Source organism: Nocardia brasiliensis (assembly GCF_042691675.1).
In the GTDB taxonomy this organism is placed as follows: domain Bacteria; phylum Actinomycetota; class Actinomycetes; order Mycobacteriales; family Mycobacteriaceae; genus Nocardia; species Nocardia brasiliensis_D.
On sequence record NZ_CP170507.1, the window covers coordinates 799,825 to 822,586 of the forward strand.

Consider the following 22,762-nt stretch of genomic DNA (forward strand, 5'->3'; position numbering starts at 1 on the left):
TAGGTATCAATTTGTTGGCAAATAGGAATCAATTCCACTGTGGCGGTGCATATTTCGATAGAATTGAGTTCTAGAAATCAACTCTGGGGAGGGTTCGATGAGCGTAGTCTCCGCAGCAATGGTCGCCGCGATCGATGAAGCCTGGGCGGGGGTGCGTGCCCGGCATCCGGAGGTGCCGGATGTGATGGTCACGATCGCGGCTGGGTCGGTCGGGCGGCGCGGTGTGCGGCTGGGGCAGTTCGGCCCCGATCGCTGGGTGCACGGTGATGCACGCTTACCCGAGTTGTTCGTCGGCGGTGAAGGATTCGCGCACGGGCCGCGCGATGTGCTGGGAACCCTACTGCACGAGGCTGCGCACGGGATCGCGCTCACCCACCTGGACCAGATCCTGGCCGGGATCAGGTCCCAGCACCAGTCTTAAGTAGCCGATTACCGGCTGTCGGGGAACGATCAAGCAGTACTCATCAGGCCGTGAAGCATGGACAGCATGGCATCGAGAGCAGCGTCCCGGGCGTTCGCGGTCTCCAGCGCCCATCTTCGTCATCGCGGCATGCGTTCTGGCGGGATGCGTTGTCGGCCTGCGGGTTTCGGCCGAAGGCGCGACAGGATTTCGCTGCGGATGGGCTGCGCGGGTAGCGTCGCCCGCGTAAAGGTCGGTCGGAGGGGAGGGTGGCATGATGGTGTCGCTGGGGCGGTGGTGGCGCTGTGTCACCTGCTGGCGCGTGGTGGCCCTGGTCCTGGTCGCATTACCACGCGTGTTACATGCGCACTTCCCGGAGCTGCCCGACAGCGACGCCGGGGCGATCCACAGCGAGGACACGGCGGTCCTCACACAGACCCTCGTCGAGGTGGGCTACCTGCCGGCGCGGCCGCTGCTCGAGCAATGGCTCGTATTCGTCGCGGAGTCCGGCCTGGTGGTGCTGCTGCCCGCGGTCGTCTTCGCGCTGCCGCGCAGGCATGTCCGGCGCGGAACACGCTGGGCCGCAGGAATCCTGGCCGTTCTCGGCACGGTAGACGGATATCTCGGGATGAAGACGCTCGAGCACAACGACACGGCGGGATGGGATTTGCTGATCCCGTCGCCGTTCTACCTGCTGGCAGCGGGCGCGCTCGTGCTGAGCCAACGGCAGCACCGGCCCGAGACGAGTGAGCCCGCGACGAGCTAGCGTGGCAACGACACAACCGGCAGCTGAGTGTTGCCACGTTTAGTGACAGCAACTCGGCGCCTCACGAACGTCCGGTATTGCCGCGGAGCGCGCGATCCTGAGAGCCGCTGCGCCGGCTTGTTACGGCGGCGCTGTTCGGTGGTCAGCGCCATGGTGTGCTCTCCTGCATTGCGGTCCGCGGAAACGCGGCGGAGTTCAGGGCCAGTCGGCGGGCCGATGATCGGTTCTGTCTGCGTCGGCCGTCCACGAGGTCGTGATCATGGAATATCGTGCCGGTCATGACCACGAATGAATGGTTGGCCGACACCCGAACCTCCTATGACACGGTCGCGGTCAGCTATGCCGACCAAGTGCGCGGCGCCCTCGCCGGACACCAGTACCTCCGCGCGGCTCTGGCGTTGTTCGCCGACAGCGTGCGGGTCGCTGGCGGCGGGCCGGTCGCGGACGTCGGCTGCGGCCCCGGTGAAGTCACCGCCCACCTGCATGAGCTCGGTGTCGACGCCTTCGGTGTCGACCTCTCCCCGGCGATGATCGACGTGGCTCGGCGCGACCACCCCGGCCTGCGGTTCGAGGTGGGCTCGATGACGGACCTGGACCTGCCCGTCGCTTCGGTGGCCGGCCTGCTCGCCTGGCAGTCGTTGATCCACATCCCTGACGACGAGGTGCCGACCGTGTTCGGGCACTTCCACCGAGCATTGCGTCCCGGCGGACCGCTGCAGCTGCTGTTTCACGTCGGCGACGAGTCGCGGTTGAAGACCGACGGCTATGGCGGTCACCCGATGAAGGTCCATGTCCACCGCCGTCAGCCTGACCGGGTGGCATCCTGGCTGCGCGATGCCGGATTCGTGGTCGAGGCTCAGATGCTGCTCGACCCGGACGCGGAAGCTCAGCAAGCGATTCTTTTCGCACGCAGTAAGTCCTGACTTCTGCATATGTCGGCTCGCCAGTCGGATCCGGAGCCGATGCCCGAGATGGACGCCGACACTGCGCTATACCCTCGGCGCGACCGTCGTGACCACGGACGCGCTCTACACCCTGCAAGCCCTGTGAATCCCGCCCGCGCGGAAATAGTTTCGGGCGATCCGAAGACGCGGCGGCTCCGAATCTCTAGCGGGTGCATCAACGCAACGAGCCACCGATGCGCCCAGTTCGGATACGAGCGTCGCAGAAGCGTCAAACCTCCACGCTTCGGCGACGCGCCTGAGCAGGGGTCGCACCACCCACACCGACGTCGATCGGGCGCTCGCGAGCCGACGGTGAACATCCGATATTGGCTCCCCTTTCGCGTCAAGGGGCAGTGTGTAATTCGCTAGGCTGGTGCATGGCAGGTCCGGGCCGTGGCTTGTCCGAAGAACCGGCACCCGGGGTCGAGCCGGTCGCGCAGGAGTCAGCAGACGCCCCCGATTGCCCTCCCGGATCTGCCTCCTGCCGTCGCCGTTGGTCGGCGACCATCCGGGTGTAGACGGTGTTGGACAGACGCCGTTTCAGGGCGCGTAGCCAACGTCAATAAACGACACTGAACCCCGGCCGGGCCAGGCGATCTGATGAGAAACGTGCTCTAGATTTGCGGGCACGGTCGATCGTGGCGGCGGCCGACCACGACATAATGCCGATGGGCGGGTATTGGTTTCGAACCTTGTGCGCCTGTCCACCTACGGAACCACCGATCAAGCGGCGTGTTTACCGAGCGCTCCGGAAGAATGCGGCCACTGTGCCGGGTCAAGCACCAATCTCCTCACAGAGATCCACGTAGCGATCCAAGTAGTCGGGCGTCGATCGATGGTTACCCAGACCGACCGTGTCGAACTCGTCCAAGCCCTCTGCCGCAGTGACGCCCAGGGCGCGCAGAGCGTCATTGATATCCGCCACCGGACGAATGGGTCCACCGTCGATGGATACCACAGCGCCCTGGTCTCCCATACCCGCAAAGTAGTCCGTGACCACCAACGCGAACGCCGGCTCGAGTTGCGCCGAAAGCTCCCTCGCCAGCACGCCGATCACGTTCTCGGTCGGGAACAACAGTCGACGCGCGCTCGGGGCGAGTTCGAAATGGCCTGTAACTCTAAGCAGCCCTTGCCAATACGCCGTGTAGTAGTGCGTCACATGAAACATCGTCAGGTCGCAGCGCAGCGGCACTGGCAGCAGATCCCACTTGTCCGCCGCGTCGGCGTGGTAGGGGCCGGGCACTATCAGAGCGGTGATCGAGTGTGGCACCTGAGCAGAGTATCGGCGCAGTGGCTTCCGCAGCCACGCAGTTTTCGACCGAACACACTGAGCTGCCGCGTAGCGCAGGATGGCGACTAGCCACTCGAGCGGGTAACCGTCGTCGCCGACAAAGTCCCGCAGCGACTGCTCCACCTCCGGGCCAGCACCGGCGATCCCCCTCGCAGGAAATGCAGCATCTCTACGAGTTCGCCCCAGTCCGGGCCATCCAGGCCACTGGGCATCTGGCAACGATGCCCCCTCGACGCGACCGACACCAGTTCTTCCACCACACATGTGGTGATCTGTTACGGTCTTCACGAAAGCCGCTGAGCTGCAACAACGTTCTCAGATCCGGGCATCAACTCTCCGTGACCCCCAGAGAATCGGCGTCGAACTGGGCATGACCGAGCACCAATACCCCGATGACGACTGGGCTCCGCTGTTCGAGGGCTACACCGCCGAGGGCCTGCTGAGCCAATGTCAGGGCCTGCTGAGCCAATGTCAACGGTGGCAGGAGTGGATGGAAGGCACCTACTTCTCAAGCCCAGCCGGCCGGAGCCCGAGCCGTCCCCCCGGGGATCAAGACAGCTCCGGTTCTTCCTAGACTGGCGCCACTCCAACTCGTTGAGCGAGGCGGCCGAGGTCTCCTGTAGTAAGTTCGCGGCGAGCTCTCCGCATCGTATGGCCTGGTTGCAGGTTCAGAACCGATCATCAATATCGGCCAGCGGGGGTGTGTAGTCCTCGCCTTCATCGAATGCCTCGAGCACATCGAGGATTCGGGCGAGCACGTCTTCGGTGGTTCACCGGGCTGGAACACTATGTTCGGTAGTTCGAGGATGCGCCGGACTGCGGCGACGTCCTCGAGGGGCTCACCGACGAATCGGGCGAGTTGTTCGTCCGTGACCGGCCGGGTTGCCTTGTTGAGCGCGTCGACTACTGCGAGCACCAGCTTTTGTTGGGCTGGGGTCATCAGCTCGTTGTCTTCCATCGGTCTACCTCCGCCAAAGGGTCACGCTACCGGGCGTCGAACGCGGAGCAGCGAGACCGATGGCTTGGTATTCCAAGAACACCTCTAGTGCAGATAAGTCCGGAGTGCGGGGAGCTGCTGCACGCCGCGCGCATGGCCGGCGAGCTTGTCTGGTACTGCCATGGCTGCAACTTCCGGGCCCGCGCAGCATAAAGACCGAATCGAATTCTGGAGCACGTTGTCGGTGCTCTTTGCGACGATGTACCCATGACGCTGGGGGATCAGGATCGCCGGGGGAGCTTCTGGGACGGCGAGGACTATCGGGAATTCGTTGCGGCGCTGCGCACATCGATGTCCGACCAAGAAGTCGCCGACCACCTCGGCCGTAGCCTCACCGCGATCCGGGCCCGCGCGAAACTGCTGCTACTGAACGCCTACGGCGAGACCACGGCGCTGCGCAAGCTACGGCAGATGGCCACCTCACCGGATTTCGACTGGGAGGACACGGCGCGCACCGCTCACGCCCTGGAGGGGATCGCGTACTGGGACGCGGCAGCTGACGAACAGCTGATTCACGCATGGGCGGCGAACCCGCCGCCGAGTATGAGTGAGCTGGTCGCCGCGCTCGGGATCAGCGAACGAGACATCGCGAAACGGTGCCTCTGGCTGGAGTTGGCGCAAACGCGTATCGAGGTGGTTGACCGTTTCGGCGCGGAGCCGGGCGGCGTGCTCGACAAGCAGACCCGGTTAGGTCAAGACATCGCCAGCACTGCGGTCGCGATACTGGTCCTCACGTCCGAAACCGGTGCAGTCGTGCACCTTTCGCTTCACCCCGACACCGCCGCGGCAGCCGAAGCGTGCGCCGAATTGGAGGCGGAGGACCTGACCGCCGAGCCGGTCACGTGGACTATCGCCACGCGTGTGGTGGGAGAAGGGTCTGTACGGCGCACGCTCACCGGCGCCTGGGCAGACCGACACACCATCGACGTGGCGGCCACGCCGGAACCGTCCTCTGCCACGCCACTGTCTCGCTGGCGGTGGCTGCGCCGTCGGCGCTGAACCGTAGAGCTCCCCGTCGCGCCAACTCCACTCCGCCGATGGTCCCCGACGAGGCCGACACCGATCTACCTTCACGGCGGTATGCTCGACGGTATGGCCGGTCGGAAAACGTCGGTGAGCTTCGACGACGCAACCCTGGAAATCCTCGCGCGCCGCGCGCAAGAGGAAGGCATGGACCGCTCTGCCTATCTTGCCGAGTTGGTCCGCCGCGACGACCTACGCCGCCGCCTCGCCGCCGACACCGCCACCCTCTCCGCGGCTGGCCACACGCTCGAACGCGCTAGTGCACTCACCGCTGCCCTGATCGCGCAACGCCGCGCCGCCAGCTGATGGCACTTCCTCGGTTCGGCGAGGTATGGAACGCCCCGTCGGGTTCGGTGCTACCCGGCGGAATGCTGTGCCTGATCGTGTCCAGCGACGACTACAACCGTATCCGCCGCCAATACATCATCGTCGAAGTACTCGCGGAACCTCTGACTGGCGACGCGATAATTTGCGACCTTGGACCAGTCGGTGTTGCGCTCACTGGCGCGCCTTTCACAGTTGGCCCAGGGTGGTTCGCCGAGGCGGACGAGCCCATCGCGGTCCTCGACGATCTGACCGCTCGGCGTGCCACGGACCAAATCAGAGCCATCCTGGGCCCGTGATTCGGGTGGCGTGGCAACATTCGTGCGATGCCCACAAACCACGGGATCGATCCTGTCTGGCTGGATCGTCAACTCGCCCGGTTCAAGCCGTCGGACATGGATGAAGCTGTTCGGTTGATCCGCGGATACGACCGCGCAGACCGGCAAGCGGCCCAACGAGCGGAGCGCGCGCATCTATCTCGCGCTGCAGAACCAGCCGCTGATCAGACGTTATGAACACCACTAAACTTTCAGTTTCGTGCTCAGCGGCGAGCTGCTAACTCCGTGATCAGCACAGCGCCTACGCCGATTGACCTTGTAAGCGAAAGGTCGTCAGTTCAATCCTGACAGGGGGCTCCGGATAGCACGGGTGGTCGGACCGAATCGGTCCGGCCACCCGTTTCCTTATGTGCTGGACCGGAGTTCAGTCGGGGACGTTCGCTCCGTGGCCGAGGTCACGCAGGGCCTGCTTGATCTTCGACTGCGCCTCGTCGAGCGACTCGGGACTCGGATTCGGGTCGGCGCCGGAGATGTCGAAGTCACCCATGGTGAACGCCGGGAAGACGTGCACATGCAGGTGCGGCACCTCCAGTCCGGCGATCAGCAGACCGGCCCGCGGCGCGTCCCACGCCGCCCGCACGGCCTGCCCGATCTTCTGGGCGACACCGGTCAGGCGCGCGAACGTCTCGGCGTCCACGTCCTGCCACTGATCGATCTCCTTGCGCGGCACCACCAGCGTGTGCCCGGGGGTGACCGGTGCGATGGTGAGGAAGCCGACGAATTCGTCGTCCTCCCAGACGAATCGACCCGGAATCTGACCTGCGATGATCGCGCTGAATACGGAAGCCATGTCTCGCAGACTAGTCCGGGCCGGCTGGGGCTACACCGCCGCGAAGTGCGACAGGATGCCCTGCACCTCGTAGATGTCGACCTGGCGATTGAAACGCTTCTGGATCGGCTCGTTGCTACCCGAGATCCAGATGCTGAGTTCGGCGTCCAGATCGAAGGTACCGGCGGTCTCCACCGAGAAATGGGTGATCGCGCGGTAGGGGACGCTGTGATAGCTCACCTTGCGGCCGGTCATGCCTTGCTTGTCGACCAGGATCAGTCGCCGGTTCGTGAACAGGATCGCGTCGCGCACCAAAAGATAAGCGGCGTAGATCTGTTCGCCGTTGCCCATCAGTTTCGCGTATTCCTGTTGCGCTTGGCCGGGATCGATCCGCCCGGCATTGCCCATCAGTCCGTCGATCAGACCCATCGTGTGCACATCCTTCGCGCGGTGTGGGTGGCGTGGCCCGGCTGCGGTATGCCCGAACCATCCCTTTCCATCATCCATGTCGCGAGACCGATATTCGATGGTCGGCCAAGGTTCCTGGCCGAGGCATGTCTTCCTGCGGCTTCACCTAAGCTGTCTGCCGTGCGCGTACTCGTCATCGGTTCCGGAGCCCGTGAACATGCCCTCGTCCTTGCGCTGCGCCGTGACCCCGCGGTGCGCGCCATCGTGGCCGCTCCGGGCAACGCGGGCATCGCGCAGCACGCGCAGACCCGGCCGGTCGATCCGTGTTCGGCGGAGGCGGTGGTCGCGCTGGCCACCGAGACGGCGGCCGACCTGGTGGTGATCGGGCCCGAGGTGCCACTGGTGCTCGGCGTCGCCGACGCGGTGCGGGCCGCCGGGATCGCCTGTTTCGGGCCGTCGGCCGCGGCCGCGCGGATCGAAGGCTCCAAGGCGTTCGCCAAGGACGTGATGGCCGCGGCGGGGGTGCGGACCGCGCACAGCGAGATCGTGGACACCCCGGCCGACCTCGATGCCGCGCTGAGCCGGTTCGGTCCCACCTGGGTGGTGAAGGACGACGGTCTCGCCGCGGGCAAGGGTGTGGTGGTCACCGCCGACCGTTCCGCCGCCCGCGATCACGGCGCCGAACTGCTCGAGCAGGGCCACCCGGTGCTGCTGGAATCGTTCCTGGACGGGCCGGAGGTCTCGCTGTTCTGCCTGGTCGACGGGGAGACGGTGGTGCCGCTGCTGCCCGCGCAGGATCACAAGCGGGTCGGCGACGGCGATACCGGCCCGAACACCGGCGGCATGGGCGCTTACACGCCGCTGCCCTGGCTGTCCGACGAAGCGGTCACCGCCATCGTCGAGGATGTGGTGAAACCTGTTGCCGCCGAACTGGTTCGCCGCGGCAGCGGATTTTCCGGCCTGCTCTACGCCGGTCTCGCGATGGGTGCCGCCGGACCCGCGGTCGTCGAATTCAATTGCCGCTTCGGCGATCCGGAAACGCAGGCCGTGCTCGCCCTGCTGGAAAGTCCGCTCGGCGAGCTGCTCAATGCCACCGCCACCGGCACTCTCGACCAGGTGGCGCCGCCGCGCTGGCGCGACGGCTCCGCGATCACCGTGGTGGTCGCCGCCGAGAATTACCCGGGCCGCCCGCGGGTCGGCGACGTGATCTCCGGTGCGGGCGAAGGCGCCATCGATGATTCCGCCGCGGTGCTGCACGCGGGCACCGCGTTGCGCGAGGACGGCGCTCTGGTTTCCGCGGGCGGTCGCGTGCTCAATGTGGTCGGTGTCGGCGCCGATCTGGCCGAGGCCCGCGCGCACGCCTATGCGCGCATCGCCTCGATCAAACTGCCGGGCAGCCACTACCGCACCGACATCGGCCTCGCCGCCGTCGAAGATCGCATCGCTGTGCTGTCCCGCCTCTCCGGGAATTCAGGCCAGATTCAGGAGCCGTGATAGTGGCGTCGGCGGCCGACGGCGACGTAGTCGGTTGAGTTAGCTCGTACCCGACGAGTTACCCATGTGCTGGCGAAATCAGTTGTTGCGTAGAGCATGGTCTAGCCGAAGTTGAGGCCATGTAGGGCCAGCCACTGTCTGGGATCTACGTGCTGGCCGCCGACGATGACCTCGAAATGCAGGTGCGGGCCGGTGGAGTCGCCGCGGTTGCCCATGCGGGCGATCTGCATTCCGGCCGGGACCCGCTCACCGCGCGAGACGAAGAAGTCGTACATGTGGCCGTACACGGTGATGCTGCCGTCGTCGTGGCGGATCCGCACCCATAGCCCGAAGCCCTCGGCCGGGCCCGCGTCGATGACGGTGCCATTGGCGACCGCGTAGATCGGCGTGCCGATCGGACCCGCGATGTCGATGCCGTTGTGGAAAGCGCCCCAGCGGGAACCGAACCCCGAGGTGAAGATGCCGCGCGCGGGCATGGCGAAGCCGGTGCGGCCCGGCAGGACCGCGCCCGGTGGCGCCGTCGTGCCGCCGGACATCCACGGCTGCCATTCGCCCGCGGCCGCGGCCGCAGCCTCGGCCTTGGCGCGTTCCAGGGTGGCGCGTGCGGCGGCCGCGACCACGGCCCGTTCGCGCAGGCGTTCCCCGTTGGCGATGGCGTTCAGGTACCGGCGCACCGACGGCGGGGTGGCCTGCACCTGCAGCGGATAGGCCACGGCGACACGCTGCACGTGATCCGGGTCCGGGACGCGATAGCTGATCGCGCCCGCGTAGGTGGCGTCACCCGCGGCGAAGACGGCGGTCGCGGCGAGCCCGGCCAGCAGCACGCGATGCTTGCGGAGCAGGGCGAGGAGTTCGTCTCGGTCCGGCCGTTTGTCCCATCGGGCGCGCAGCTCGGCGCGCCGCCGCCACAGTTCCCGCGGATCGGGCCGTCGTCGCAGTAGCTCCTGGACGTTCAGCCGATCGAGCAGGACGTGGGTCGGTCGCTTGTGCGGCTGGGCACGCCAGTTCCGCGGAATGACCCCGATGCCACCCACTCCGCGCACTCGGTCGAGTCCAGCCCGTCGAGCATTCTCGAGCATCAAGCCGACCATAACCCCGGCGGGCGGGGTGTGACACCGTCTACCGTCTGTCGGGTGTCCAGAGAATCTCGCCGGTCGACCATTCCACCTTTCTACGTGATGGACGTCTGGAAAGCTGCAGCGCAACGGGCAAGGACCCACGGTGATGTGCTGGTACTCGCCGCGGGACAGCCCTCGACGCCGGCGCCGATCCCGGTGTTACGGGCGACCAAGACCGCGATCGAGTCCGAATTGCTCGGTTACACCGAAACTTTCGGCATCCTGCCGCTGCGCGAAGTGATCGCCGCGCACCACACCGAAACCTATGGCTACGCCGTCGAGCCGGACGACGTGGTGATCACGACCGGATCGTCCGGCGCGTTCTCGCTGATCTTCCTCGCCGCGTTCGACCCCGGTGACACCGTGGTGGTGGCCCGCCCGGGCTACCCCGCCTACCGCAACACGCTCACCGCGCTCGGCTGCCGAGTGGTGGAACTGGACTGCGGCGCCGAAACCCGGTTCCAGCCGACCGTCGCCATGCTGGACGCGCTGCCCGAACCGCCGGCCGGACTGGTGGTCGCGAGCCCGGCCAACCCGACCGGCACCATGATCGCGCCCGCCGAACTGGCCGCACTGGCCCGCTGGTGCGAGGCGCACGGCACCCTGCTCATCTCCGACGAGATCTACCACGGCATCACCTACGACAGTTCGGACACCGGGACCTCCTCGTCCTGGGAGACCTCCCGCGAATCGGTGGTTATCGGCTCGGTGTCCAAGTACTTCTCGATGACCGGCTGGCGCCTCGGCTGGATGCTCGCGCCGAGCGGATTGCGGCCCGCGCTGCAGCGGCTGGCGTCCAACCTCACCGTGTGCCCGCCCGCGATCTCGCAGTACGCGGCGCTGCACGCGTTCGGTGCCGAGGCGAAGGCCGAACTCGACGGCCACGTCCGTCGTTATGCCGTCAACCGGCAGTTATTGCTCGACGGCCTGCCGAAGATCGGCATCACCGAGCTCGCTCCGGCGGACGGCGCCTTCTATGCGTACGCGGATATCGGCCACCTCACCGACGACGCGCGCAAGTGGTGTGCCGACGTGCTCGACCACACCGGCGTCGCGCTCGCGCCGGGCATCGACTTCGACACCGTGCACGGAAATCGGACAGTTCGCTTCTCCTTCGCGGGGGCCACCGCGGACATCGAGGCGGCGCTGGTTCGTCTAGGGCACTATCTGGGTGTTTGATCGTCGTGTCCGGCAACAACTTTCCGCAGTTCGGCACCGTGGCGGCGCGGATACGGTAGAACATCGATGGTTGCTTTTCCTCGCTGATTTCCCCTGGAAGAACTGATGACGACTGGCACGATGGCACGGTGATCACCGCGACCACCCCGAAAGGCGAACGGCGTCGCCAAGCTCTGGTAGCTGCCGCCGCCGAGTTGTTGCTCGAAGGTGGGTTCGAGGCGGTGCGGCATCGTTCGGTCGCTACCCGCGCCGACCTTCCGTTGGCGTCGACCACCTACTACTTCGAATCGCTCGAAGACCTGATCGCGCGGGCGGTCGAGTTCAGCGGCAATGTGGAACTCGAGGCAATGCGCCGCCGGGTCGGCGAAGTGAGCCACCGCCGCCGCGGCGCCGAGGCGACCGTCGACCTGGTGCTCGATCTGCTGGTGGGCACCGACGGGCACGACGAGGGCGCGCGCGGGCAGCTGATCGCCCGGTACGAGCGGTCGGTGGCGTCCGCGCGGCACCCCGAGCTGCGCGAGGTACAGCTGCGACTGCGCGCTCAGCTCGACGAGCTGCTCGCCGACGTGCTGCGCCGCTCCGACCGATTGGTGCGACCGGAGCAACTGCGCAGGCTGGTCGCGGTGGTCGACGGCGCGGTGGTCGCGGCACTGACCGAGCAGGAGCCCGAACCCCGCCGAATGGCGCGCGGCGCACTGCTCGAGGTGATCGACATCGTCGCCCCCGCGACGCCCCAGCAAGTGGACCGTTTCCGCGCACTAGACTGACCCGACGTGAGCGAGCGCAGCGAGGGAACCATAGACACAGCGCCCATGGGCACGACGGAGCCGAGCGTTAGCGAGGCGCAGTCGTGAGCCTCGTTCCGAACGTCTTGGCCACCCGATACGCCAGCCCGGAACTGGTGCGGCTGTGGTCGCCCGAGAACAAAATCGTGCTCGAGCGGCGGCTCTGGCTGGAGGTGTTGCGGGCTCAATCGGAACTCGGAATCGACCTGCCCGCAGGCGTGCTCGCCGACTACGAGCGGGTGATCGACCAGGTCGACCTGGCTTCCATCGCCGAGCGCGAACGGGTCACCCGACACGACGTGAAGGCGCGCATCGAGGAATTCAACGCGCTGGCCGGGCACGAGCACGTGCACAAGGGGATGACCAGCCGCGACCTCACCGAAAACGTGGAGCAGTTGCAGATCCGGCTCTCGCTCGAGCATGTGCACGCCCACGGTGTCGCGATCGCGGCGCGGCTCACCGAGCGGGCCGCCGAGTACCAGACACTGGTGATGGCGGGCCGTTCGCACAATGTCGCCGCGCAGGCCACCACGCTCGGCAAGCGGTTCGCCTCGGCCGCCGACGAGCTGCTGCTCGCGCTCGCCAGGGTGCGTGAGCTGATCGACCGGTACCCGCTGCGCGGCATCAAGGGTCCGATGGGCACCGCCCAGGACATGCTCGACCTGCTCGGCGGCGATCCGGCCAAGCTCTCGGCATTGGAACAGCAGGTCGCCAGGCATCTCGGTTTCGCGACCGTGCTCACCAGTGTCGGCCAGGTGTATCCGCGTTCGCTCGACCACGACGTGCTCTCCGCGCTGGTCCAGGTGGGTGCCGGTCCGTCGTCGTTCGCGCACACCATCCGGCTGATGGCCGGGCACGAGCTGGTCACCGAGGGCTTCCAGCCCGGTCAGGTGGGCAGTTCGGCGATGCCGCACAAGATGAACACCCGTTCCTGTGAGCGGGTCAACGGCCTGCAGGTGGTGCTGCGCGGATACGCCTCGATGGCCGCCGAACTGGCCGGTGCGCAGTGGAACGAGGGCGACGTCTTCTGCTCGGTGGTGCGTCGCGTCGCGCTGCCGGACGCCTTCTTCGCCATCGACGGCATGATGGAAACCTTCCTCACCGTGCTCGCCGAATTCGGCGCCTACCCCGCCGTCATCGCCCGCGAACTGGACCGCTACCTGCCCTTCCTCGCCACCACCCGTATTTTGATGGCCGCGGTTCGCACCGGTGTGGGCCGCGAAACCGCGCACGAGGTGATCAAGGAACACGCCGTAGCCGTGGCCCTCGCCATGCGCGAACAGGGCCGCGAACCCGACCTGCTCGACCGCCTCGCCGCCGACGACCGGTTACCCCTCGACCGAGCCGCCCTGGACACCGCACTCGCCGACAAGTCCGCCTTCATCGGCGCCGCCGAAGCCCAGGTCTCCGACGTGATCGCCGCAGTCCAAAAGCTCGTCGACCGATACCCCGACGCCGCCCACTACACCCCATCCCCAATCCTGTAGCGGGAGCAGCCGTTAGGGTTTCGGCCGTGGATCCGTACACGATTTTCGCTGACATCATTGCTGGGCGGGCGCCTGCCAGCCGGGTGTATGAGGACGATGATGTGTTGGCGTTCATGGATATTCGGCCGATGACGCCGGGGCATGTGCTGGTGGTGCCGAAGGTGGTCGCGCGGAGTCTGGCGGAGCTGGATCCGGTGATCGGGGGGAAGTTGTTCCAGGTGGGGCAGCTTGTGGCGGCGGCGTTGCGGGACAGCGAGGTCGGGTGTGATGGGGTGAACTTCTTTCTCGCCGATGGGGTGACGGCGGGGCAGGAGGTGTTCCATGTGCACCTGCATGTCATTCCGCGGACGCCCGGCGACGGGTTCGGGTTGCGAGGGCGGCCGACCACTCCGCGGCGGGCCGATCTGGACTACCTGGCGGGGTCCATCCGGGGTGCGCTCGCGCGCTGAACCAGCCGGTTCGCAGTGGGGCTGCTGAGCTCAGTGGGAGCCGAGTTGCCCTCCAGGGAGTTTGCTGAAGGAGCGCTTAAGCGCGGAAACTCTTCCGCGCATACCCCTGGTGAGCTACCTTGTAATCCATTGTCATGCGGTAATGGAGGTGGGGACGTGCGGCGAATCAAGGTTGCTGTTGCGGTGCTGACCTTCGCGCTCGCGCTGCTCGGCCCGGCGATGATCGCCCCGGCCTCGGCGTCGGCCGCGCAGATCGAACGAATCGATCGGCTGAGCCCGACACGTTCGGCGATGTTCGTCTATTCACCGGCGATGGACCGCACCATTCAGGTCCAGGTACTGCACCCGGCGGGCGGCGGCTCGCGACCCGCCTACTACCTGCTGGACGGGCTCGATCCGGGCCTCAGCCAGAGCACCTGGACCAACGCCACCGACGCGGAACGATTCTTCGCCGGTTCGAACGTCAATGTCGTGCTGCCCGTCGGCGGCCAGGCCAGCTACTACACCGACTGGCAGCAGGACGACCCCCGCTTCGGCCGCTACCGGTGGGAGACGTTCCTGACCGAGGAACTGCCACCACTGATCGACGGCTGGTTCAACGGCAACGGCGTCAACGCGATCGGCGGACTCTCGATGGGCGGCAACGCGGCCTTCATCCTGGCCGCCCGGAAGCCGTGGCTGTACCGCGCCGTCGCGGGCTACAGCGCCTGCCCCGACACCGGTCTGGCGACGGGCGCGGTGATGTTCTCCATCGCCAACCGTGGCGGCGACCCGTTGAATATGTGGGGCGCGCCCGGCAGCCCGGCCTGGGCCGAACACGATCCGGCACAGCTGGCAGAACGATTGCGCGGCAAGACAATCTACCTGTCCTCGGGCACCGGCATCCCCGGCCCACACGAGACGGAGATCAAACCGCAACTGGCCGAGAACATCTTCCTCGGCGGCCCGGTCGAGGTCGGCGTCAACACCTGCGTGGCCTCCTTCGAACAGCGCCTGCGCGGCCTCGGCATCCCGGCCCGAGTCGACTACAGCGGCAATGGAACGCACTCGTGGTCCTACTGGCAGGACACGCTGCACGCGTCCTGGCCGACCATCGCACCTGCCATCGGTGCCTGACCGGCACCGAGCCCGCACGGGCACAACTGATTTCCTCAGTCGCGGCCAGCGTTCAGCACGAAAATGGCGATCTGGACCCGGTTTTCGGCATCGAGCTTGGCCAGCAGCCTGCTGATATGCGATTTCACCGTCGCGACACTGAGATGCAGTTCCTTGGCGATCTCGGAGTTGGCCAAGCCGCGACCGATGGCCTCGGCGATATCGCGTTCCCGATCGGTCAGCGTGCTCAGTGCGCGGCGGGCGTGTTCGCGGGCCTGGCCGTCCTCGCTCGGCGCGGCGGTGGCGACCGAGATCAGTTGCGCGATAACACTCGGCGAGAGCATCGGGCGCCCCGCCGCGACCTGTTTGACCGCGGCGACGATATCGGCGGGCGGGGTGTCCTTGAGCAGGAATCCGTGCGCCCCGATCCGCAGTGCGCGCAGCACCATGTCATCGGCGTCGAACGTGGTCAGCACCAGCACGCGCGGCGGATCGGCGTGGCTCAGCAACTCGCGGGTGGCATCGAGGCCGTCGCGCACCGGCATCCGGATATCCATCAGCACGACGTCGGGTGCCTGCTCGCGGACCACCGCCTGCGCTTGCTCGCCGTCGGCGGCCTCGCCGACCAGTTCCAACTCCGGGTCGCCGCCGAGGATCAGCGTCAGCGCCGAGCGGGCCAGCGGCTCGTCGTCCACGACGACCACGCGGATGCGGGCATTCACCTGTCGCCCTCCGCGTCAACCGGCCACGGCAACGTGGCGCGCAAGTGGAATCCGCCCGCCGGATCGGGACCGTAATCGAGTGTGCCGCCGACTAATTCGGCGCGTTCGGTGAGTCCGAGCAGTCCGTAGCCGGAGGACGGCAGCGAGAGACCGGCGCGCACCGGGGCGGCGTTGCCGACGTCGACGATCAAATCGTGGCCGGGCCCGCCGTCGACGCACACCCGGACCGAGGCGCCGGGGGCGTGCTTGCGCGCGTTGGTCAGCCCCTCCTGGGCGATGCGGTACGCCGTGCGCGCGCTCGTCGCCGGCAGGTCGGCCGTCGTGGTGTCGGTCATCGACACGTCCATGCCCGCGGCGCGTGCCTCGTCGACCAGCCGGGTGAGATCGGCGAGCGTGGGCTGTGGCGGTTCGGGGGTGGCGGTGAGCGCGGTGTCGTCGCTGGTACGCAGCACGCCGAGTACCTCACGCAGCTCCTGTAGCGCGAGATGGGCGTTCTCGGCAATGGTCTTCGCCGTCGCGGTGGTCTGCTCTCGGGTCAGATCGGTGCGGAAACCGAGCGCACCGGCGTGCATCGCCACCACCGAGATCCGGTGCGCCAGTACGTCGTGCATTTCCCGCGCGATGCGGTTGCGTTCCAGCAGCCGGGCCTCGGCGGCCCTGGCGTGTTGCTCGCGCTCGGCGGTCTCGGCGCGAGAACGCAACGACCACACCAGATCTCGCCGCGCACCGACCGCGAAGCCGATCGCGACAATCGCGGCGACACTGACCGTCAGCACCGACGGCCCGTACCAATCTGGCTGCGCATCAGGACGTTTCGGGTAGACCAGGCTGTCGGTGAGCAGGCCGGTGCCGATGCAGACGACGGACAGCGCGATCGTTTCGGGATAGCGCCGCCGGGTGGCCAGCGAACACAGCACCAGCGCCGCGGCGCCGTTGGCGCTCACCGAGGCGGTGGACGCCACCATGACGATCACCGCGATCGGCACCGGATACCGCCGCCGCCACAGCGTGAGCAGGATGCATGCCACGCCGAGCAGCGGGTCGCCGACGTGGAACCAGGTCAGCAACGCCCCGTCGAGCGGCGCCATCTCCGCGTTGGCGCCGGACCAGGCCAGCAGACCGATGGCGGCCGCGGCCGCCAGCCGCCAGGCGTGCGACCACGGCCGCAGCGGCGGCGCCGACGACAGCGGTGCGGTGGACATCCCGCGACTGTAGGTGGCGGCTGTCCACCCGCGCATCGGCCGCCAGGGCGAATTCCGATCGACCAAAGGATGAATCGACCGTCGACCGCTGGCCGATGTGCTGTGACGTGCGCCAGAGCAACGATGGGAATCGACAGGCAGCACCTCACCAGCAACACGAAACGGAGAATGTGATGGGCAAGAACGTTTGGGTCGGACTACAGATCGTCGGCATAGTCTTGCTGGTCGCTTCGGCCCAAGCCGTCATCCGCCTGCTCATCGACCACCGCAAATCCCAGGTCTGGGGCCTCCTCGACTGGGTGCCGGGCGGCTGGACCGGCCAGCTCGCGGTCCTTATCGGCATAGCGGCCGTCGGCGCGGTGCTCGCGGACCGCGCCAACAACCGAGCGAAGGCGTTCGGCGAGTGAACCGGCCGCCGCGCTAGGCCGGTGGGACCGTGATCCCGCAGGGCGCCAGCTGATCAGCGGTGTTGCCGGGTCCTGCTGGGACGGGTGCGGTGCCCGCAGCTACGGTGGAGCGCATGGCTCTCGACAGCGGTACCGGAACGATCTCAGACTTGGACGGGGTGGCGGCGCCGATCGCCAAGACGGTGCCCACCGAACGCGTACACCACGGCGATGTGTTCGTCGACGAGTACGAGTGGCTGCGGGACAAGGACAACCCCGAGGTCATCGCCCACCTGGAGGCGGAGAACGCCTACACCGAGGCGCAGACCGCACACCTGGCGCAGCTGCGCGAGACGATCTTCGACGAGATCAAGTCGCGCACCCAGGAGACGGACCTGTCCGTGCCGACCAGGATGGGCGACTACTGGTACTACTCGCGCAGCTTCGAGGGCAAACAGTACGGCGTGCACTGCCGGTGCCCGATCGCCGCCGATGCCGAGGGCATCGACGCGTGGACCCCGCCGCAACTCGAGGCCGGGACCGCGGTGCCGGGCGAACAGGTGCTGCTGGACAGCAACGAGGTCGCCGAGGGACACGATTTCTTCGCACTCGGCGCCTTCTCGCTGAGCCATGACGGCAACCTGCTCGCGTACTCGGTGGACACCGTCGGTGACGAGCGGTACGTGTTGCGCTTCAAGGACCTGCGCACCGGGGAGATGCTGCCGGACGAGATCGCCGAGACCGCGCCGGGCGCGACCTGGTCGCTGGACGGTACGCACGTCTTCTATCAGACGGTCGACGAATCCTGGCGACCCGACACCGTGTGGCGACACCGCCTCGGCGCCCCGACCGACACCGACGTGAAGGTCTTCCACGAGCCCGACGAGCGCTACTGGGTGAGCATCACCTCGACCCGCTCGGAGCGGTATCTGATGATCTGGGTCGGCTCCAAGATCACCACAGAGGGCTGGGTGCTCGAATCCGACAACCCAGAGGGCGAATTCCGGGTCATCCTGCCGCGGCGCGAGGGGGTCGAATACTCGGCCGAGCACGCCGTGGTCGGTGGGGAGGACCGGTTCCTGATCTTGCACAACGACGTCGTCGACGGCGTCAAGGCGGAGAACTTCGTGCTCGCCGACGCCCCGGTCGCCGATCCGTCGAACCTGACGCTGCTCATCGGGCACCGCGACGACGTGCGGCTGGAGGACATCGACGCCTTCGCCGATCACCTGGTGCTGAGCTACCGGCGGGAAGCGCTGACCCGCGTCGCGATCTGGCCGCTGACCGAGGACGGCTACGGCGAGCGGAGCGAGCTCGAATTCGACCTGGAGCTCTTCGCGGTCGGCGCGGGCGCGAACCCCGAGTGGGCGCAGCCCACCTTGCGCATCGGGCTCACCTCGTTCATCACCCCGGTCCAGGTGTTCGACTATGTGCCCGCCACCGGCGACCTGCTGCTGCGCAAGGAGCAGCCGGTGCTCGGCGGGTACGACGCGAACGACTATGAGCAGCACCGGGATTGGGCGGTCGCCGGGGACGGCACCCGGATCCCGATCTCACTGGTGTGGAAGAAGAACGTCGCGGTGGACGCGCCGAAGCCCTTGCTGCTCTACGGGTACGGCTCCTATGAGGCCAGCATGGACCCGTCCTTCTCCGTCTCCCGGCTGTCGCTACTGGATCGCGGCATGGTGTTCGCGGTAGCGCACGTGCGCGGCGGCGGCGAGATGGGCCGACTCTGGTACGAGCACGGCAAGACCCTCACCAAGAAGAACACCTTCACCGATTTCGTCTCGTGCGCAAAGCATCTGATCGACACCGGCGTCACCTCGGCGGACCGGCTGATCGCCGACGGCGGCAGCGCGGGCGGCCTGCTGATGGGCGCGGTGGCGAACCTGGCCCCGGAGCTGTTCGCGGGCATCCTGGCGAATGTTCCGTTCGTGGATCCGCTCACCTCGATCCTCGACCCGTCGTTGCCGCTGACCGTCATCGAATGGGACGAGTGGGGTAACCCGCTGGCGGACAAGGAGGTCTACGACTACATGAAGTCCTACGCCCCCTACGAGAACATCGAAGCCAAGGACTACCCGGCCATCCTGGCCATCACCAGCCTCAACGACACCCGGGTGCTCTACGTCGAACCGGCCAAGTGGGTCGCGAAACTGCGCGCGACCAAGACCGGTGACGCGCCGCTGCTGCTCAAGACCGAGATGAGTGCGGGCCACGGCGGCGTCAGTGGCCGGTACGAGAAGTGGAAGGAAGTCGCCTTCGAGTACGCCTGGGTGCTGGACCGGGTCGGCCTCGCCGACGCCTGATCCCAACTGGTGGCCGGTCGAGCAGACCGGTCACCAGCATTCCGGCACGCTGCCGCAGAACACGTGTGGTGCGAAGAGAACGTGTGTCAGGGTGTTCGTCGCACGGTCATCCCACCTGCACGTCCAGTACATCTGACCCTGGCACCGTGAGTTCATGAACGCTGAGCTGATCGTATCGATTTCCGGGATCAGGGACACCACTCGGGACGCGGCGATCCAGTTCGCCGCCGAGATGGATCAGCGCGGCGTGCCACTGTCGCTGCTCGTGGCGCCCCGGTTGAAAGGCAAGTACCGACTGGTCGACGACCCCGCGACGCAGGCGTGGCTGCGCGGGCGCCGGGCCCGCGGCGACGCGATCGTGCTACACGGCTACGACCAGGCGGCGACCAAGCGCCGCCGCGCCGAATTCGCCACGCTGCCCAGGCATGAGGCCCGGCTGCGGCTCACCGCGGCGGACCGGGTGATGGAGCAGGTCGAGTTGCGCACCAGGCTGTTCGCCGCCCCGCGTTGGGACGCCTCGGCGGGCGCCATCGAGGCGCTGCCCGAGGTCGGTTTCCGGGTCGCGCTCGGCCTGACCTCCATCCTGGACCTGGAACACAATGTGGCGCAGAAGGTTCGGGTGTACGGCATCGGCGAGGGCTTCCGCGCCGAACCGTGGTGGTGCCGGGCGCTGGTGATGGGCGCCGCACGCACCGCGCGGCGCGGTGGCTTACTGCGCCTTGCGGTTTCGGCCGCACAGTTGGAGCGCTCCGGACCGCACCAGGCGATGCTCGACGCGGTCGATCTCGCCCTGTTCCACGGTGCGCTCGGTCGGGTCTACCGCTGGGAGCCGCCCGCCATCGCGCGCGCGGCCTGACAAACGCCGCGGCGTGGTGTGGTCGGGCACCGCGACCGGGTGGTGATCGGCACCGCCGAGCGTGGCCGATCGGCGCCGCCGCTCGTGAATGGCGTAATCGGGCGGCGGTGCGCGGCGACAGGCCGGGCGCCGGTCGAACTCGGGCGACACGGACCGTTCGGTCGACTACATTTCAACCTTCGTACTGATCGGTTCGTGCCACAGTGGACGAGCGGCGCTGCCGCCGCCCTGTCCGAACCGTCTCGGCATCCTTGACCAGGTGTGCGACAACACGAAGAAGTGAGGCGCTGGCAATGACCGACGATTCCCGCACCGCCGAGCTACGCGCGAAGGTGGCCGCGCTGATGCCGCAGGCGAAAACCGATCTGACACAGCTTGTTTCGTTCAAATCGGTGGCCGACCCGCGCCAGTTCCCGCCGGAGGAGTGCGAGCGGGCCGCGCAGTGGGTCGCCGACGCGTTCGCCGCGGCCGGACTGACCAGGGTCGGGTTGCACGAGACGCCGGACGGCAGCAAGGCCGTCATCGCCGCCAACCCGGCCCCCCCGGGCGCGCCGACCGTGCTGCTGTACTGCCACTACGACGTGCAGCCGCCGCTGGACAGCGCGGCCTGGCGCACGCCGGTGTGGGAGCTGACCGAGAAGAACGGGCGCTGGTACGGCCGCGGCAGCGCCGACTGCAAGGGCAATATCGTCATGCATCTGACCGCGCTGCGGGCGCTGGGTCCCGAGCTGCCGTTGGGCGTCATGGTGGTCGCCGAGGGATCCGAGGAACAGTCCACCGGCGGGCTGGAGCGCTTCGTCGAGGCCAACCCGGAGTTGTTGCGCGCCGACGCCATTCTGATCGGCGACTGCGGAAACTTCGCCGCGGGCGTGCCGACGCTGACGGAAACGTTGCGCGGCAACGTGAATGTCCTCGTCACCGTGCGAACCCTCGCGGGCCCTTTGCATTCCGGCATGTTCGGCGGACCGGCGCCGGACGCACTCGCCGCGCTGATCCATCTGCTCGCCACGCTGCGCGACGAACACGGCAACACCACGGTGGCCGGACTGCCCAATGATCAGCGCTGGCCGGGTGTGCAGTACCCGGAGGAGCAGTTCGGCACCGACGCGGGCGTGCTGCGCGGCGTGGAGTTCACCGGTGACGGCTCGATTGCCGACATGCTCTGGGCCCGACCGGCATTGACCGTCCTCGGCATCGACGCCCCACCGGTGGTCGGCTCGGCCGCCGCCATCCAGCCGTCGGCTCGTGCCAGGCTCAATCTGCGCATTCCGCCGGGCACCGATCCGGTCCAGGCGCACAAGGCGCTGGTCGCGCATCTCGAGGCGAACACCCCGTGGAATGCCGAGCTCACCATCGAACTGGAGGGCAGTGGCGCGCCGTTCCGGTCCGGCAGTGGCGGTCCGGCGCGCGAGGCGATGGAGGCGGCGCTGGCGGCCTCGTACGGCCGCGCGGCCACCACCCAGGGCCAGGGCGGATCGATTCCGCTGTGCAACGTCTTCGCCGACACCTACCCGGCCGCCGAGATCATGCTGCTCGGTGTGGAGGAACCGAAGTGCCTGATCCACGCTCCCAACGAGAGCGTGGATCCCGCCGAAATCGAGCATATGGCGCTCGCCGAGGCACTGTTCTTGCTGAACTACGCCGAACAACCCGGGTAACTACCGCTGCGACCGCGCTAGAACTCGCGCTGGTCTTCCGGCTCCACGACGGTGAATTCCGTTCCGGCCGGGCCCATTTCGGACAATCTGCCGAAGTAGATGCCCTGTGCCTCCGGCGCGATGATGCCGTAGTGGATCGGCAGCGCGGTGCGCGGCGCGACCGCCCGTAAATAGTCCACCGCCTCGCTGATCCGCATCCACGGCGCCGCCGCCGGGATGGCGAGCACGCCGACCGGGACCGGTGGCACCCACAGCGAGTCGCCCGGATGCACCAGCTGTGCCGGATCGTCCGGGGTGCCCAGCTGGAACACGGTGTTGTCGATGACCGGCAGCTCTGGGTGAATCACCGCGTGCCTGCCGCCGCCCCCGGTGATCCGCAGGTCGCCGAGCGTGAGCACGTTGCCCGCGTGCACCGCCTCCCACGGCTCGCCGCGCTGCTGCGCGGTCTGCGGGTCGGCCAGCAGCCGGGCGCCGGGATTCGCCTCGACCAGTGCCTCGATCCGGTTCGGGTCGATGTGGTCGGGATGCTGGTGGGTGATCGCGATGGCGTCCAGACCGGTGAGGCCCTCGAAGCCGTGCGAGAAGGTGCCCGGATCGAACAGCACCTTCTTGCCGTGTAGCTCGACGAGCAGACAGGAGTGGCCGAAGTGAGCTATGCGCATCCCGCCATGTTATTGCGCGGCGGGAATTCGGGCACGGAGCGGAATTTTGGCCGACCCCGGAGACGCCGCGGGCAACCAGCACAACTACGCTGCTCAGGTA

General features: G+C 67.4%; 23 protein-coding genes. 15 read left to right on the forward strand and 8 right to left on the reverse strand.

Annotation, left to right across the window (positions count from 1 at the left end; all coding sequences use genetic code 11):
- The first annotated feature begins 97 nt into the window (after nucleotides 1–97).
- The 3 genes from ACFK0J_RS04125 to ACFK0J_RS04135 all read left to right on the forward strand — a co-directional run bounded on the left by ACFK0J_RS04125 (nucleotide 98) and on the right by ACFK0J_RS04135 (nucleotide 2,089).
- Entirely contained in the window at nucleotides 98–421 is a 324-nt protein-coding gene (locus ACFK0J_RS04125; protein WP_378736714.1) for a hypothetical protein, read from the forward strand.
- A gap of 253 nt (nucleotides 422–674) precedes the next feature.
- Nucleotides 675–1,166 carry a hypothetical protein gene (locus ACFK0J_RS04130; RefSeq protein WP_378736716.1) on the forward strand — a complete coding sequence of 164 codons (492 nt, stop codon included), beginning with the start codon at nucleotides 675–677 and terminating at the stop codon, nucleotides 1,164–1,166.
- A 278-nt stretch (nucleotides 1,167–1,444) separates the two neighbouring features.
- Nucleotides 1,445–2,089, forward strand: coding sequence for a class I SAM-dependent DNA methyltransferase (locus ACFK0J_RS04135; RefSeq protein WP_378736718.1), 645 nt, complete (start codon nucleotides 1,445–1,447; stop codon nucleotides 2,087–2,089).
- Nucleotides 2,090–2,885: 796 nt separating this feature from the next.
- Here the strand turns inward: ACFK0J_RS04135 and ACFK0J_RS04140 are convergent.
- Nucleotides 2,886–3,380 carry a hypothetical protein gene (locus ACFK0J_RS04140; protein WP_378736720.1) on the reverse strand — a complete coding sequence of 165 codons (495 nt, stop codon included), beginning with the start codon at nucleotides 3,378–3,380 and terminating at the stop codon, nucleotides 2,886–2,888.
- A 1,225-nt stretch (nucleotides 3,381–4,605) separates the two neighbouring features.
- On the opposite strand from ACFK0J_RS04140, the gene ACFK0J_RS04145 reads away from it, so the two are divergent.
- Both ACFK0J_RS04145 and ACFK0J_RS04150 read left to right on the forward strand, forming a co-directional pair.
- Nucleotides 4,606–5,397: a hypothetical protein gene (locus tag ACFK0J_RS04145; RefSeq protein ID WP_378736722.1), complete on the forward strand. Its 792-nt coding sequence runs from the start codon at nucleotides 4,606–4,608 to the stop codon at nucleotides 5,395–5,397.
- Nucleotides 5,398–5,490: 93 nt separating this feature from the next.
- The gene (locus ACFK0J_RS04150; RefSeq protein WP_378736723.1) at nucleotides 5,491–5,727 is read left to right on the forward strand and encodes a hypothetical protein; all 237 of its coding nucleotides are present in this window, start codon (nucleotides 5,491–5,493) and stop codon (nucleotides 5,725–5,727) included.
- 50 nt (nucleotides 5,728–5,777) lie between these two features.
- Here ACFK0J_RS04150 and ACFK0J_RS04155 read toward each other — a convergent pair whose 3' ends face one another.
- From ACFK0J_RS04155 to ACFK0J_RS04165, 3 genes are all read right to left on the reverse strand, one after another.
- Entirely contained in the window at nucleotides 5,778–6,218 is a 441-nt protein-coding gene (locus ACFK0J_RS04155) for a hypothetical protein (protein WP_378736725.1), read from the reverse strand.
- Nucleotides 6,219–6,447: 229 nt separating this feature from the next.
- Nucleotides 6,448–6,873 carry an HIT family protein gene (locus ACFK0J_RS04160; protein ID WP_218473319.1) on the reverse strand — a complete coding sequence of 142 codons (426 nt, stop codon included), beginning with the start codon at nucleotides 6,871–6,873 and terminating at the stop codon, nucleotides 6,448–6,450.
- A 30-nt stretch (nucleotides 6,874–6,903) separates the two neighbouring features.
- Nucleotides 6,904–7,281, reverse strand: coding sequence for a PH domain-containing protein (locus ACFK0J_RS04165; protein WP_378736727.1), 378 nt, complete (start codon nucleotides 7,279–7,281; stop codon nucleotides 6,904–6,906).
- 159 nt (nucleotides 7,282–7,440) lie between these two features.
- On the opposite strand from ACFK0J_RS04165, the gene purD reads away from it, so the two are divergent.
- A complete protein-coding gene (purD, locus tag ACFK0J_RS04170) occupies nucleotides 7,441–8,754 on the forward strand; it encodes a phosphoribosylamine--glycine ligase (RefSeq protein ID WP_378736729.1) in 1,314 nt (437 codons plus the stop codon).
- A 101-nt stretch (nucleotides 8,755–8,855) separates the two neighbouring features.
- Here the strand turns inward: purD and ACFK0J_RS04175 are convergent, their stop codons facing one another.
- Complete coding sequence (locus tag ACFK0J_RS04175) at nucleotides 8,856–9,833, reverse strand: M23 family metallopeptidase (protein WP_378736731.1); 978 nt, start codon at nucleotides 9,831–9,833, stop codon at nucleotides 8,856–8,858.
- 54 nt (nucleotides 9,834–9,887) lie between these two features.
- Here ACFK0J_RS04175 and ACFK0J_RS04180 point away from each other — a divergent pair, with 54 nt between their 5' ends.
- From ACFK0J_RS04180 to ACFK0J_RS04200, 5 genes are all read left to right on the forward strand, one after another.
- The gene (locus tag ACFK0J_RS04180) at nucleotides 9,888–11,051 is read left to right on the forward strand and encodes a pyridoxal phosphate-dependent aminotransferase (protein WP_378736733.1); all 1,164 of its coding nucleotides are present in this window, start codon (nucleotides 9,888–9,890) and stop codon (nucleotides 11,049–11,051) included.
- A 128-nt stretch (nucleotides 11,052–11,179) separates the two neighbouring features.
- Nucleotides 11,180–11,818, forward strand: a complete 639-nt coding sequence (locus tag ACFK0J_RS04185; protein ID WP_378736735.1) for a TetR/AcrR family transcriptional regulator — start codon at nucleotides 11,180–11,182, stop codon at nucleotides 11,816–11,818.
- An 83-nt stretch (nucleotides 11,819–11,901) separates the two neighbouring features.
- On the forward strand, nucleotides 11,902–13,323 hold the full coding sequence (purB, locus tag ACFK0J_RS04190; RefSeq protein WP_378736737.1) for an adenylosuccinate lyase: 1,422 nt from the start codon (nucleotides 11,902–11,904) through the stop codon (nucleotides 13,321–13,323).
- Between the two features lie 26 nt (nucleotides 13,324–13,349).
- Nucleotides 13,350–13,772: an HIT family protein gene (locus ACFK0J_RS04195; protein WP_378736739.1), complete on the forward strand. Its 423-nt coding sequence runs from the start codon at nucleotides 13,350–13,352 to the stop codon at nucleotides 13,770–13,772.
- 156 nt (nucleotides 13,773–13,928) lie between these two features.
- Complete coding sequence (locus ACFK0J_RS04200) at nucleotides 13,929–14,888, forward strand: alpha/beta hydrolase (RefSeq protein WP_378736741.1); 960 nt, start codon at nucleotides 13,929–13,931, stop codon at nucleotides 14,886–14,888.
- Nucleotides 14,889–14,923: 35 nt separating this feature from the next.
- On the opposite strand, the gene ACFK0J_RS04205 is transcribed toward ACFK0J_RS04200, so the two are convergent.
- Nucleotides 14,924–15,589, reverse strand: coding sequence for a response regulator (locus ACFK0J_RS04205; protein ID WP_378736743.1), 666 nt, complete (start codon nucleotides 15,587–15,589; stop codon nucleotides 14,924–14,926).
- Nucleotides 15,586–16,791 (reverse strand): sensor histidine kinase, encoded by a 1,206-nt coding sequence (locus ACFK0J_RS04210; RefSeq protein WP_378736745.1) that lies wholly within the window; start codon nucleotides 16,789–16,791, stop codon nucleotides 15,586–15,588. Before ACFK0J_RS04210 ends, ACFK0J_RS04205 begins: the two co-directional genes overlap by 4 nt.
- Before the next feature lie 173 nt (nucleotides 16,792–16,964).
- Between ACFK0J_RS04210 and ACFK0J_RS04215 the strand changes: the two genes are divergently transcribed.
- The 4 genes from ACFK0J_RS04215 (at nucleotide 16,965) to ACFK0J_RS04230 (ending at nucleotide 22,000) form a co-directional block, all read left to right on the forward strand.
- Nucleotides 16,965–17,198 (forward strand): hypothetical protein, encoded by a 234-nt coding sequence (locus ACFK0J_RS04215; RefSeq protein WP_378736747.1) that lies wholly within the window; start codon nucleotides 16,965–16,967, stop codon nucleotides 17,196–17,198.
- A 113-nt stretch (nucleotides 17,199–17,311) separates the two neighbouring features.
- Nucleotides 17,312–19,486, forward strand: coding sequence for a S9 family peptidase (locus ACFK0J_RS04220; RefSeq protein WP_378736749.1), 2,175 nt, complete (start codon nucleotides 17,312–17,314; stop codon nucleotides 19,484–19,486).
- Between the two features lie 154 nt (nucleotides 19,487–19,640).
- Nucleotides 19,641–20,342: a DUF2334 domain-containing protein gene (locus tag ACFK0J_RS04225; protein WP_378736751.1), complete on the forward strand. Its 702-nt coding sequence runs from the start codon at nucleotides 19,641–19,643 to the stop codon at nucleotides 20,340–20,342.
- Nucleotides 20,343–20,635: 293 nt separating this feature from the next.
- A complete protein-coding gene (locus ACFK0J_RS04230) occupies nucleotides 20,636–22,000 on the forward strand; it encodes a dipeptidase (protein WP_378736754.1) in 1,365 nt (454 codons plus the stop codon).
- Between the two features lie 17 nt (nucleotides 22,001–22,017).
- On the opposite strand, the gene ACFK0J_RS04235 is transcribed toward ACFK0J_RS04230, so the two are convergent.
- A complete protein-coding gene (locus ACFK0J_RS04235) occupies nucleotides 22,018–22,662 on the reverse strand; it encodes an MBL fold metallo-hydrolase (protein WP_378736757.1) in 645 nt (214 codons plus the stop codon).
- Nucleotides 22,663–22,762: the final 100 nt, after the last annotated feature.